We start from the raw sequence: 13,253 nt of genomic DNA on the forward strand, positions 1-13,253 counted from the left end.
CATGAAAACGATGTTCCGCAGTACCGCCCTCTTCGCCGCGCTCGTCCTCGCCGGATGCGCCAGCGTGGGTCCCGATTACCACGCGCCGAAGGAAGCGCCGGTGGCGCTGCAAGGCGTCGATGCCGCCCATCAGGACAACGCAGGATTCCAGGCGCAGTGGTGGAAGCAGTTCGGCGACCCCACGCTGGACGCGCTGATCGTCCGCGCCGCGAAGAATGCCCCGGACCTGAAGATCGCCGTGGCGCGCCTTGCCCAGGCACGCGCGGCGCTGGGCACGGCGAAGTCGCAGCAGATTCCCGATATCGAAACAGGCGTGTCGTATCAGCGCAGCCGGCAGCAGCAACCGGGCTTCAGCGATCAGCGACAGACGGTCACGGCTTACCAGGCCGGCTTCGACGCGTCGTGGGAACTCGATCTGTTCGGCGGTATCCGTCGCTCGGTGGAAGCCGCGCGCGCCGATGCCGCGGCCGGCCAGGCGTCGTTGCAGGACGCGCAGGTGACGTTGTTCGCGGAAGTCGCGCGCAACTACTTCGACCTGCGCGGCACCCAGTTGCGCATCGATGTGGCAAAGCGCGACATCACCAATCAGCAGGATTCGCTGAAGGTGATCTCGGCCCGTGTGGAAGTGGGCACGGGCGCCGAGCAGGATCTCGCCAGTGCCAAGGCCCGCCTCGCGGCGGTCGAAGCACAGCTTCCCGTGCTGGAAACCCAGGCCAGTGCCGATCAGTTCCGGCTGGCGGTGCTGCTAGGCGAACGTCCCGGCGAACTGGACATCGATCTCTCGCCCGCATCGTTCAAGCCGATCGACGCCACGCTGGCCATCGGCGGCGCGGACGAGGTGTTGCAGCGCCGTCCGGACATCCGCATCGCGGAGCGCGAGCTCGCCGCCGCGAACGCGCGCATCGGTGTCGCCAAGGCCGACTATTTCCCGCACATCTCGCTGGGTGGCTTCATCGGCTTCCTCGCTGGCCGCAGCAACGACTTTGGCGGTGCGGATTCGCGGGCATGGTCCATCGCGCCGAGCATTTCCTGGTCGGGGCTGAACGTGCAGCGCGTGCGTTCCGGCGTGAAGGGCGCGGAAGCCCGTGCCGACGAGGCACGCGCCAATTACGATCGCACGGTACTGACCGCGCTCGAGGACGTCGACAACTCGCTGGTGGCTTTCAACCGCCAGCGTGAGCGGGTGGAGAAGCTGGTGGTGCAGGCGACCGAGAGCCGCCGGGCCGCCCAGCTTGCGAAACTGCGTTATGACGCGGGCCGCACCGACTACCTCGAGCTGCTGGACGCCGAGCGCACGCAACTGGCGGCGGAAGACCAATTGGCGGAAGCGGAAGCCGGCATCAACCTGCGCGCCGTGCAACTTTACAAGGCGCTGGGTGGCGGCTGGCAGGCATGTGGCAACGACGCGTGCAGCGAGGTTGCGAAGGTGCCATGAGCGCGGCGAAGGTCCATCACTTGCCCGTGCAGAACCGGCGCAGCAAAGCCGTATCGGTAGAGCCGCCGCTCAGCCAGCGCGTCGCGCTGGTGAGCGGCGCGAACCGCGGCATTGGCCTCGAGGTGGCTAAACAGCTCGCCTCCCTCGGCGTCACGGTATTCATGGGCATGCGCGAACCCGGCAAGGGCGAGAAGGCGGCGCGCATCATCCGGGAACTCGGCGGCGACGCGCATGCCATCAAGCTCGACGTCACGAAGTCGAAGGACATCGACCGCGTCGTGGCGTATATCGGCGAGCATTTCGGCCGGCTCGACATCCTGATCAACAATGCCGGGGGGTATTACGACCCCGATGCCGTACCTTCCGCGCCGAACCTGGAGATGATCCGCGGCGCGCTGGACGTGAACCTGATCGGCGCATGGTGTCTTACCGCGGCAGCGTTGCCGCTGATGAAGCGGCACGGCTATGGCCGCGTGGTGAATGTGTCGAGCGAATGCGCCCTCCACGCCATGTGCGGCGAGAACAGTCCCGCCTATCGGGTATCGAAGGCGGCGCTGAATGCCTACACGCAGGTACTGGCCCGCGAACTCGAAGGCAGCGGCATCCTCGTGAATGCCGTCTGCCCAGGCTGGACCGCCACCGAGTTAGGCGGCGGTGGCGGCAGGCCTGCGGCCGAAAGCGCGGAAGGCATCGTGTGGGCTGCCTTGCTACCGGAACGCGAGGCGGCGACGGGCGGGTTCTTTCGGGATCGGACGAAGATCGCCTGGTAGGTTTGTTGTCGCTGGCTCGGCTTCGCCATCGCGCTTGCTGTTGTCGCGTTCGGACGTGGCGGCGCGTCGCCGACGGCCGCCATTTCCGTCGCTAAGTCCTCGTCCGGCCTTCGCCTCCCTGCGGAATCGCTCCGGAAACGGCGGCCGCCGGCTCCTTGGGGCGTGGCGGATCTTTGGAACGAAAGCAGCATAGGCAGGGTGTCTGCTTTCTATCGATCGCATTCATTGGCCATCATCTGGGGCAGTATCCCGATTGGTGTGATTCCTTTGCCCAGACGACGCGGACGTCAAAACGCTTCTCCGCGTAGGTTCGGTCCGCACTGAACATCGCGGAAAGCTCACTCCTACAGAGTTTCAGGTAACTGGGGTAGCCTTTATACATTCCTCTTTTCACAACCTTCCATCCGCGACCGCTCATCAACGCCTCGATCCTAATCATTGACACTTGGAGAGGCGTATGCAGCGAGAATACTTGGCTGATCCCAGATTCACCGCCCCTGTGGAAGTTCTTCGGAGAACCAGCAGGAACGCCTTCAATTGACGACACAGCCTCGTTGAAACTACTCAAGATTAGCTCCCGATCGGGCTCTCCCGGATAGGTTTGCTGTTCACTCCTATCAATAGCTCTACCCACTAGCCATAGTGCAGTTACTGCACATGACCAATAGAGGCCTAGAGCGAGGGAGCGCGCCGAGAACAGATATCTCACCGTTCAGCACCAGGGAGAACGATCTGCTCCGAGTATGTATAGTCGATAGCGCCTCCCCCAAATCCAAACCCAGTTTCAAATGCTGTACCCGATCGGTTTGTTGCAATCCCGCCACCGATCCCTCGGTACAACGAAGCACCCCAAGTCCCTCCCTGTATAAAGCTATCGACCTCTTCGGCGGTGCAAGTCTTGGTCATCCGAGCCGCAGCTGCCGAAAAGCCCCAGTTCTTGCCAGTCAGCATACCCTTTGGGTTTCCGACGGCGCCTCCGCCGTGACTGAACACCGCTCCTGACTTCGTGAAGGTGTACCCAAACTCGAAGAGAGACGGGACGGTTGCATTGATCACTACGTAATCGGGCAAGAAGTTGATACCCATCGCCATGCAAGCGTGGGCGCTTAGCCCGGCACATAGATCCATATCGGCCCGCAGCCCCCGCGGATCAATCCGCACATGTGGATTGTTCGCGACATAGGCATACGTAGAGATGCCGCCTGCCAATCCGATCGGGTCGCTCTGGACATATCGTCCACTCGCCGGGTCGAAATAGCGGAAGTAGTTGTAGTGCAGGCCGGAGGCCGCATCGTGCCGCTGCCCTGGAATAGGTTTGTTGTCGCTGGATCGATTTCATCATCGCATCGCGGACGTTGCGCTCGGGCGTGGCGACGGTAGCCGATAACTGCCCTATGGAAAGCGATCATGGCGCTACCGCGCAGTAATCTGGTGACCGGACGTTGTACGTCCAGGAAAGATGCACGTTTGCCTCTGTTCCAGGGTCGATAGAAATCAACCTGATAGTCGTAGCGGTTCCGCTACGGCAGAATTTGAGCATGGCATCTCTAGCAATATTCTCCCTTTCCATATGCCAGCCAAGCCGCTTCAATCCTACTTTGAATGCCCCAGCGATCTGTGCCGGAGGCAAGTCGCTTTGAAATTTGTAGTTTACTGACACCGATTCGTCCTTATCGAAGGAACTAATCAATCTGGCTTCATTGGCAAACGGGAATTCCCGAAATCCTTCCTTCAGCTTGGCAATTGTCGGCTGCGGACGTGACTCAACATGGCCCTGCCACACATACCAATCCGAAATATGTAGATACAGAAAGGCTGCGGCCGACAGTATGAATGTTCCGATCAGCCACCTGCTCACGGCCACCGTCACCATGATATTCCTGTGTCAAGAACGGGCCTATTGTATTCGTACACCTGATAGGCTGCGCCTGGCGTTCCAAATCCTGTCTCGATCGCCCAGCCTGAACTGTTGTACGACATGCCACCACCTACACCGTAATAGGCTGATGCTCCCGTAGCCGCGCCTTGCACGTATCCATCAACGGTTTCCGGGCTGTGGTCGCATCCTCCGAGTAGACCGCTAGAGACCGAAAAACCTGGGACTCTAGTGTTCACCGAAGATTTCGGTCCCCCGTATACGGGCCCAACACCGGAGTAAACCGTTCCGCTGCGGGTCAGCGTAAAGCTGGCAGTTCCAATGAGGTAGTTGATGGTTACATGGTAATAATCGGGATGTGACGGTTGCGGTCGCCCCCAAAATTCAGGGTTGTACATTGCGGCCGAGTCATCCAATCCGAACCTGTCGGTTCGCACGTACGGATTATTCGCCACATACGCATACGTAGAGATGCCACCCGCCAATCCGATCGGGTCGCTCTGGATGTATCGCCCACTCACCGGATCGAAATAGCGGAAGTAGTTGTAGTACAGGCCGGAGACCGCGTCGTACCGTTGCCCTGGGAAGCGCAGATCGAACGTAAATGTCTGGCCGTCGCCATCGGGGTCTTCGCTCGGCCGATCCGCACCGAAGGCCTCACCTTCGAGCTTCCACTGCCACACCGCCACGTTACGCACTGGATCGATGATCGCACGCGGTGTGCCCAAGTGATCCGGTTCGATGTACAGGACGCGGCCATCGACGATCAGGCCGACCGGGTAGTTTCCTAGCCAGATCGCCTGGCCGATAGCCTTGCCATCGGCATCGTAGTCGCCAAGCCAATGGCCCGCTTCGTCGTAGAACGTGTGTGTGGTGTCGGTGCCCTCAATCCGCGTTACGCGTTGGCCGTCGCCGTTGTAGCGGTAGCTGGCCAGGGTGGTTCCGGTCTGGCGGATGGAAGCCAGTTGTCCCGTCACATCGTGAATCGATTCCAGGGCGCCGATGGCGATCGTGCTACCGGCTGCATCGTAACGACGCAAGGCTCCGTCGACAGTGGTGAGGTGATGGCTTTCCGTTGCATAGACATAGTGGTCTGTGGCGCCGCCAACGGTGAGCGAGGTCCGGTTGCCGGTGGCGTCATAGGTGTACTGATGAAGCGCAACGTTGGTGCCGGCATCGCGTGTTTCCGTGAGGCGGCCGAGCCCGTCGTACGTAAAGGAGCGTGAGGCGCCGTCGGCATCGAGGCCCACGACGTGGCCCACCTCGTCGTAGCTCAATGTGTGACGGAGCCCACCAGGTGCCATGTCGGTGACGCCGGTGGGGCGGCCGTTGGCGTCATAGCTGCGTGCGAGGTGACGGCCGTTACCGTAGGACCAACCGGCCGCGTTGCCGAGTGCGTTCCAGGTGACGTCGGATAGCAGCGGGGCGGTAATGCCTCCTGCGGGAGCGACGTCGATGCCCGTTACCTGACCAAAGCTGTCATGACGCCAACTCACCATGCTGCCGTCAGGAAGCGTGGCACCCGCGAGGCGTCCGGCTTTGGTGTATCGGTAGGCCACGCTCAGGTCGCGCCCGCCCGCGGTCTGGAACTTTCGCGCGATACGGCCAGCCGAGTCGTAGCAATACGCGGTGCTGCCGGAGCCGTCGCTCATGGACGTCCGGCGACCGATGACGTACCGCTCGTCCGCCGGGCATCGGCTGTCCGCGACATCGTAAGTCATCGTGATGGCTAGGGCGGGGTCGGCGAATGTCTTCGTCAACATCCGGCCCAGGGCGTCGCGAGTAACCGAATGGCTGCCGATGCCGCCGGGTGCTTCGTGCAGGGTAAGCAGACCGGCAGCGTCGTATTCGCTCCAAGCCTTTCCGGTGTCCGGGCTGTCGAGGTACAAGAGGTCTCCCAGGCCAGTCGTCAGGTAAGCCGTGGTCAGTCCCTTCGGATCGGTGAGCGAGATCAACTGATCAAGAGGGTCATGCTCCGTCGCGATGCGCGCCTTTACGCCATCGATGTCGCCGATGGTTTCGCGCAGCCGGCCGAGCGCGTCATAGGAAGCTGTCGTGCGCGTGCCGCGTGCATCGGTCGAACCCGTCCAGCGATGCATGGTGTCGTAAGTATGCGATATGGTGTGGTTGTAAGCGTCCGTTTGGGTGGCGACACGACCCAGGGCATCGTACGTCCGGTTCAACCGGCGAACGAGGGTGCCGTCCTTGTCTTCGATCTGTTCGGCCGTGCGTTGACCGGCGGCGTCAAGCGTGTATCGAATGCGGTGGCCCGCAGCGTCAGTGACGCCAATGAGGCGCTGCGCATCGTCGTACTCGAAGGTTACCGGTACGCCATCGGCGTCCGTGATCCGCTCCACCTGCCCGCTGGCCGTGTAGTCGAAACGGGTAACGGCCACGGCTCCTTGGACATCGGTGACGGTCTCGGTCGCCAGCCAACCACGTGGCGTATAGGTGTATGCGGTGGTCACGCCGTTGGCGTCGCGTCGGCGAAGGACGCGGCCGGCCGCATCGTAGGCGAGGATTTCTTCGACCTGTCCGAGGGCGTTTTCGACCTTCCACAGGTCGCCCTGGCGATAGGCACAGGCGCCGCCGGCGGCGCAGCCGGGGTCGGCGCTTGGCCGATAGGCATGGGTGAGCAGGCGTTGTGGAGTCGTGCTGTCGCTACGCGGGCCATCGACGTACAGAAGATGCCCAGACGAGTCATAAGTCGATGTCCAGGTGCGGACCACACTTGGCGTCGCGGCCGATTCGGACGGATCGATCGCACCGGCGACACGTCGCTGGGTTACGTTGCCGCGCGCATCGTAGGCCAGCGTCTCTTCGTATCCCGGCGCCGCGGTGCGCACCGGCAGTTGGAGGTCCGGGTGCCACTGTGTCGTCACGCGGCGCGCTTGCGCCGTGTCGGCAGCCTCGACGCGCTCGGTCTCGTTGCCGTAGTCATCGTACATGAAGCGGGTCACCACCCCGTCGAAATCCGTCCGTGCCGCGACCTTGCCGTTGCTGTCGTACTCCAGTTTCGACGACGCCGGGTCACAGCCGGAACCCCCAGGCTGGTCGATGCCGACAAGACGTTGCGAGCCGCGGACGGTCTCGAAGCTATAGGTGTGTATGCCTCCGGTGGGGCCGAAGACGATGCTCTGTGCCGGGTCCATCGAGTAGCCCACCATGACCTTGCCGGCACCGAGCGCATGTTCGCTACCTTGAGCATGGCCTGCCTCGTCATACGAGTAGGTCGCAAAGCGGCGTCCATGCTCGTCGATGATGCCGGTCAAGTGATGGGGCAACTCGGCCCCTTGCGTGTACTCCGCCTCGTTGTAGCGGTATTCGATCGAGCGTCCATCGACGTACATGACATTGGACAGGTCCGCCTTAAGTCCGCCCCCGTCCTCTTCCGAATAGGTATAGGTGACCGTAGCGCCGCCAGCCTGGCGAATCGACGCCACGCGTCCTTCGGCATCGTAGTCGAAGGCCAGGTGTCGGCCATTATGGTCCGTGGCGCGGATGAGGAGTCCGCTCTCGGGTGCTACCTCCGGTCGCGTCGAGGCGTCGCTGTAGGTGAAATCGATGCGTCGACCTGCAGTCCCTTCGATGCTTACCAATTGGCCCGCCACATCGTATGTCTCGAGTTCCCCAGCCGGTGTGCGATAGATCCATCCCGCGCCGACTCTGCGAAGGAGACCTCGGGGATCGACAACACTCTCGTAGCGTGAACCACTCTCGACGTAATCGATGCGCTCTCCCGTATGGCGATACAAGCGGATGCCTAGAACAGGACCCACTGGGGTCGACACGGTGGTGGACGCGAGGGAACGATCGTAACTGCCACGCCAGCGGCTGCCGAGCCTCGCGGTCGCGGGGGTGGTCGTACCGATCGATTGATTATTCTCACGATCCGCCCAGACGACGCCGCTGTTGTAAAAACGTTCCCACGTCAGTGGCGATGCGCTCGTGGGCGCGATATCAATGTGAGTCTCGAACTTGTTTCCGGCTCCGACATTGATCGGATTGCCGACCATGGCGTTGCATTGATTGCTACCCAGATCGCTCTGGAATTCACTTGCGGTTTCGGGGGGCTGTGCGCGCAAGCAGACGAGATCCAGTCCGCCTTGCGAGCGCACAATCTCTCGGTTGCCATGGGGACCGAATAGAGTGTTGCCGATTTGCGTGTAAAGGGCGTAGGACGATGGGCAGGAGTAGTAGGCCGCACCTACTTGCCTCCCAGTCAGACGTTGTCCGAATAAAACATAGGAATAGGTGTAAGCGTAGCCGATATCCGTGTCCTCAGATGCCTCCAGGATACATTCGGCATAGCCACTCCGCGCACAATGATAGGCCATGGCTACTGCTGCCGCTTCTTCGTGAGTCAGGAAGAATTCGGCAGTAGGAGACTTGTACTCAACGAAGGGTGCAGCGTCGCGTTTCTGCACGGCAAGGCTCGTCGATGGCAACATCGAAACGATAAGGAGCAGCAGTTTTTCAGGTAGATGAAGTGCAAACCGCGTGCGCGACAACCGATAGAACGGCATGGCTTTCTTCCCTGCGAACTATAGAGCCGCCAGGCTGAAGGCCGAAGACTTCAAAAGATACGGGAAAATTCTGAAAATAACCTACGATTTTTCGAAGGTTCAATGCCTGATGTATGCGTAAGCCAAGTTACGGCTCATAGTCTGGCCGTCGCGAAGAATAGACGCCTCAGCGCGAAATGATGTGCGCGAACCACTGCCACCCGCGCAGCTTCGCGGTGATCAGTTTCACGCATGTAAGCATCGGCACGGCGAGCAGTGCGCCCGGAATGCCCCATAGCCATCCCCAGATCAGCAACCACAACAGGATGGCCACGGGGCTCAAGCGCGAGCGGCGGCCCTGGAGCATGGGGGTGATCAGGTTGCCTTCGATGGCGGTGATCCCCGCGAACGTTCCCGCGGGGATGAGCGCGGCGCCCAGGTCCTGGAAATGCAGCGCACCGACGATGGCGAGGATTGTCGTGGTGGTGATGGCGCCCACGTAGGGAATGAAGTTGGCGACCGTCGCAACCGTGCCCCAGAGTAGCGGATCGGGCACGCCGTACATGTAGAGCATGCCGGCGGTGACGAGCCCGAGTGTCACGTTGATGGACGCCGTCATCAGCAGGTAGCTGGACACTTCTTCCTGGATGCTGCGTACGATGCTTACCGTATGCCGCTTGTACGAAAAGGTGGGCGATATCTCCACCGCTCGTCGAAGGATCTCGTCGCCGTACACGAGGAAGAAGAACACCAGCAGTGCGACGGTGAGGATGCTCGCCAGCACTTTCGGCGCATTGGCCACCACGTCCCATGCGGTGAAGGCGAAGGAGTTCGGACTCTGCGGTGCCGCACGCGCGACGGTGCCACCGACGAGCGTCTGCGTCGCGCGGCTGGCCGCCTCGATCTGCTGCGTCATCGGTTTGATTTTCGGTGCGAAAGCGCGCATTGCGGTCGGCGCTTCGTGAAACCAGTTGAGCGCCGGCGTGGATAGCGTGGACACACCCCACACAAGACCGGCGCCCAGCAGGAGCATCACCGTCACCGCCGCCAACCATCGCGGTATGCGGGCCCGTGCCGCGGAGGCGACGATCGGGTTGAGCGCCAGGCCGATAAATGCGGCGAGCACCAACGGCACGAGGATCGACTTGCCGATAGCCACCGTATAGAGCAGCGCCAGCAGGATGATGCCGGTGAGCGAAATCCGGATGGAACGCAGGTGGCGCGAAATGCGCCGGGTGCTCCGGCTACTGCCGGGCTTGCGGCGGGGGCGGGTGGCAAGCGTCGACACCGCGACGCCGGGTGCTGCGGTGGATGGCAGTGGCGTGGGAAGGGGGCTGGGAAAGTCGCTCACGGGGCCTCGTCGGCGACGTCGGCTGCGTCGCTGGCAAATTCGCCGAGGAAACTCCCGGCGGCGACGGAAACGCCCCGCGCGATGAGATCGGCGACGCCGCCTGCCACCACGCCGCTCATGCCCGGAACTGCGAGCGGATTGAGCTTGATATTGCTGAGCAGGAAGCCGGACCCGGCCGCGAGGCCGACCACGGTGAGGGGGTGTTCGTAACCGCGAGCGATAAGGGCCGCCGCGGGGCGCACCGTTTCTTCCCGTGCCGCCATGACTCGCGCACGGGCGGCGGTGACCTTGGCCATGCTTTTGAAGATGCTCATGTGCTCACTCCCCCCGCTCGCCTTCCGCTTTTCCACGCCGCGCAGCTTCGCGCGCCAGACTGGCGATCTCGGCTCGCGAGGCTGGCAGTGTGAGCCAGTGCATGGCGCGGCGGAAGGCAAGAATGGCGCCGATCAGCAACACGAGCTGTAGCGCCGCGAGCACGGTGAGCGCCCATGCCCACGACCCGAACCATTGCGCCAGACCCCAGCCGGCGAGCGCCAGCAGAGTGAAGCCCAGCGCCACCGCGAAGACGATGGCCGCCAGGCCCATGAACAGCATCAGCACGATGCCGCTTCTGGCGAGCCCGATTTCGGCGGAGAGGAGGCTCAGTTGCGCGGCAAAAAGCTCCTTCGCACCGGCACCGAGACGCCGAAGATCGTCCAGCCAGGACGGCGATTCCGGCTTGGCGCCGCCCGCGGCGGCGCCTTCACCCGGAACCGGCCCGTCCGCTTCCCGTCGCCCCGAGGGACCGTCGTCCAACATGCGCTTGCGTCCCCTGGGGTCGTCGATCAGTTACGCAGGATGCGGCCGGCCAACCAGCCCGCGGCCAGTGCGAGGGCTATCGACTGCACCGGCTTCTCGCGCACGTATTCGCGTGCGGTGTCCAGCCAGTCGTTGGTCTTGTCCACGGCTTCGTCGTAGGCCTCCTTGCCGCGCATCTTCACTTCCTCGGCTTTCTCTGCGGCGCGGGTGGCGCCGTGGGCTGCCTTGTCGGTGGCGGTGTGGAGGCCGGCTTCGACCTTGTCCGCGGCCCGCTCGACGGCATCCTTCGTGCGGTCCACGGCCTCGGACGTGGCCTGCTTCACGCGCTCCGCGCGCGCATCGATGCGCTCGGCAGCCGATACGGTGTTCGCTGCGGCAGTCGCGGCGTTGGCGACATGGTCGGCGGGCTTGTTCATGAAGTTCTCTCCGTTACGGGGTCTGGCACGTTAGGTCAAAGGAAGTGACGCCTGGGTCACGGGCCGCTAGACGCTGCGGCCCCGGAAGAACGAGATGATCGCCAGGATCAGGAAGATGACGAACAGGATCTTCGCGATACCGGCCGCCGTACCCGCGATGCCACCGAAACCGAACACGGCCGCGATGATCGCGATGACGAGAAAGACAAGGGCATAGTGCAGCATGATGGCTTCTCCGTGGAGTGACGCGGGACCATTTAGTCCCGCGCCCCGCGCAGGCCGCGTGAAGCCGAACGCCCCCGCTCAATACGCGTTCAGGCAACGGGTTCACCGCCCCGTCACGCCTTCACCTTCGGGTTCAGGGAGTAGGTACCGGTGAGCACCGCCTCATCTACCACGTGGCCCTTGATGACGTCGCGCAGTTCGGCCAGGGAGAACCCGTTTTCCAGGGGTACGCGCTCCACATCCAGCGCATAGACGTGGAAATGGTAATGGTGCGGAATGGTGTCGTTCCACGGCGGGCAAGGGCCGTCGTAGCCGTGGTAATGGCCTTCCATCTCCCGGTCGCCCTTGAACCAGCCGGTGTAGTCGTTGAGGCCCTGGACCGAGCCGGGCGGGCCGACGGGCTCCCGCTTGCCGCGCGGCACGATGCCCTCGCCGCACGCGCCCTCGCCCAGCTCTCGGCATTCCAGCGGAATGTTCGCCATCAGCCAGTGGACGAACTCCACGCGGGGCAGGTCGCGGCGGACCTCGCGGCCTTCCACGTTCACGTCGTCGGGCTTCGACGGCACGTCGGTATCGATGACGGCGATCGCAAAGGATTTCGCGGTCTCGGGCACCTCGATCCAGGCGAGGTGCGGCGTGACGTTGCCGGCCGGCTTTGCCGGTTCGCCCTGCTCCATGAACGCGAACTTTGCCGGAATCGGCTTGCCGTGCTCGATGCTGTCGCTCTTGAGACGCATGCTTTAACTCCTTCTTACTTCTTGTAGGTCACGCGATAGATGGCGCCGTTGTCGTCGTCGCTCACCAGGAGGCTGCCATCGGGCAGCGGCTGCACGTCGGCCGGCCGGCCCGACACCTTCCCGTCCTTGAGGAAACCTTCCACCAGCGGCTCGTAGCTGGCGACCTTGTTGCCGTTGAGGCGCACCGTCATCACCCGGTAACCGGATTTGACCGAGCGGTTCCAGGAACCGTGCTCGGCGACGATGAGCGCACCGTGCCAGGCGGCGGGAAACTGCCTGCCCTCATAGAAGCGGAGGCCCAACGCGGCCACGTGCGGTCCCAACTTCAGCACGGGCGGTGTGTAGTCCTTGCAGTTTTTGCCTTTTCCGAACTCCGGATCCGGCGTGTCGCCCTGGTGGCAGTACGGATATCCGAAATGTTCACCGGTTTTCGTGACGCGGTTGAGCTCGTCGCTCGGCAGGTCGTCACCCAGCATGTCGCGGCCGTTGTCGGTGAACCACAGGGACTTGTCGGTGGGCCGCCAGTCGAAGCCCACGGTATTGCGGATGCCCTTGGCCACGGTTTCCACGCCGCTGCCGTCGGGATTCATGCGCAGCAGTTGGGCGAAGCCCTCGTCGCCGCGGTCGCAGATGTTGCACGGCGCACCCACGGGCACGTAGAGCTTCCCGTCGGGACCGAAGGCGATGAACTTCCAGCCGTGCGCCGTTTCGGTGTGCAGTTTATCGGTGACCACCTCCGGTTTCGGCGGCGCGTCGAGATGGTTCTCGATGTCGCGCAGCACGTAGATCCGGCTCACGGCCGACACGTAGAGATCGCCGTTGTGGAAGGCCACCCCCACCGGAAGCTGCAATCCGGTGGCGACGGTGCGCACTTTTCGCACCGACCCGTCGGGATCGTAGGAGACGGCATACACCTTGCCGGCGTCGCGCGAGCCGACGAACACGGTGCCGTCGGTGCCGAGCGCGATTTCCCGTGCATCCGGTACCTGGTCGGTCCACACCGCGATATGGAAGCCGGGCGGAAGCTTGAGCGACGCCATGTCCGGCGTGGCGGCAACGGCATGGCTGGCGAGGAGGACCAGGGCGAGTGCGAGAACGCTACGCATGTACGGGACTCCTTGGGATGGCGCCCGACTGGAA

Annotated in this window: 12 protein-coding genes; 2 read left to right on the forward strand and 10 right to left on the reverse strand. The window is 63.0% G+C overall.

Annotation, left to right across the window (positions count from 1 at the left end; translation table 11 throughout):
• Position 1 precedes the first annotated feature (1 nt).
• Positions 2-1,435 carry a TolC family protein gene (locus tag FHS47_RS14380; RefSeq protein ID WP_167029255.1) on the forward strand — a complete coding sequence of 478 codons (1,434 nt, stop codon included), beginning with the start codon at positions 2-4 and terminating at the stop codon, positions 1,433-1,435.
• Positions 1,432-2,205, forward strand: coding sequence for an SDR family NAD(P)-dependent oxidoreductase (locus FHS47_RS14385; RefSeq protein WP_167029258.1), 774 nt, complete (start codon positions 1,432-1,434; stop codon positions 2,203-2,205). The genes FHS47_RS14380 and FHS47_RS14385 overlap by 4 nt, the downstream gene beginning before the upstream one ends.
• A 705-nt stretch (positions 2,206-2,910) precedes the next feature.
• On the opposite strand, the gene FHS47_RS14390 is transcribed toward FHS47_RS14385, so the two are convergent.
• From FHS47_RS14390 to FHS47_RS14435, 10 genes are all read right to left on the reverse strand, one after another.
• Positions 2,911-3,516 carry an RHS repeat-associated core domain-containing protein gene (locus tag FHS47_RS14390; RefSeq protein WP_167030223.1) on the reverse strand — a complete coding sequence of 202 codons (606 nt, stop codon included), beginning with the start codon at positions 3,514-3,516 and terminating at the stop codon, positions 2,911-2,913.
• A gap of 94 nt (positions 3,517-3,610) precedes the next feature.
• On the reverse strand, positions 3,611-4,078 hold the full coding sequence (locus tag FHS47_RS14395; RefSeq protein WP_167029261.1) for a hypothetical protein: 468 nt from the start codon (positions 4,076-4,078) through the stop codon (positions 3,611-3,613).
• Positions 4,072-8,607 carry an RHS repeat-associated core domain-containing protein gene (locus FHS47_RS14400; protein WP_167029264.1) on the reverse strand — a complete coding sequence of 1,512 codons (4,536 nt, stop codon included), beginning with the start codon at positions 8,605-8,607 and terminating at the stop codon, positions 4,072-4,074. Before FHS47_RS14400 ends, FHS47_RS14395 begins: the two co-directional genes overlap by 7 nt.
• 166 nt (positions 8,608-8,773) lie before the next feature.
• The gene (locus tag FHS47_RS14405; RefSeq protein ID WP_167029266.1) at positions 8,774-9,937 is read right to left on the reverse strand and encodes an AI-2E family transporter; all 1,164 of its coding nucleotides are present in this window, start codon (positions 9,935-9,937) and stop codon (positions 8,774-8,776) included.
• Entirely contained in the window at positions 9,934-10,251 is a 318-nt protein-coding gene (locus FHS47_RS14410; RefSeq protein WP_167029269.1) for a hypothetical protein, read from the reverse strand. The genes FHS47_RS14405 and FHS47_RS14410 overlap by 4 nt, the downstream gene beginning before the upstream one ends.
• A gap of 4 nt (positions 10,252-10,255) precedes the next feature.
• A complete protein-coding gene (locus tag FHS47_RS14415) occupies positions 10,256-10,735 on the reverse strand; it encodes an ABC transporter ATP-binding protein (protein ID WP_167029272.1) in 480 nt (159 codons plus the stop codon).
• A 26-nt stretch (positions 10,736-10,761) separates the two neighbouring features.
• Positions 10,762-11,151, reverse strand: a complete 390-nt coding sequence (locus FHS47_RS14420; protein WP_167029275.1) for a DUF883 family protein — start codon at positions 11,149-11,151, stop codon at positions 10,762-10,764.
• Positions 11,152-11,217: 66 nt separating this feature from the next.
• Complete coding sequence (locus FHS47_RS14425) at positions 11,218-11,376, reverse strand: DUF1328 domain-containing protein (protein ID WP_046965775.1); 159 nt, start codon at positions 11,374-11,376, stop codon at positions 11,218-11,220.
• Positions 11,377-11,489: 113 nt separating this feature from the next.
• Positions 11,490-12,113 (reverse strand): YbhB/YbcL family Raf kinase inhibitor-like protein, encoded by a 624-nt coding sequence (locus FHS47_RS14430; protein WP_167029279.1) that lies wholly within the window; start codon positions 12,111-12,113, stop codon positions 11,490-11,492.
• A 14-nt stretch (positions 12,114-12,127) separates the two neighbouring features.
• Positions 12,128-13,219, reverse strand: coding sequence for a PQQ-dependent sugar dehydrogenase (locus FHS47_RS14435; protein WP_167029282.1), 1,092 nt, complete (start codon positions 13,217-13,219; stop codon positions 12,128-12,130).
• Between the last annotated feature and the right edge of the window lie 34 nt (positions 13,220-13,253).

This window comes from Luteibacter sp. SG786 (assembly GCF_011759605.1).
Classification (GTDB): Bacteria; Pseudomonadota; Gammaproteobacteria; order Xanthomonadales; family Rhodanobacteraceae; genus Luteibacter.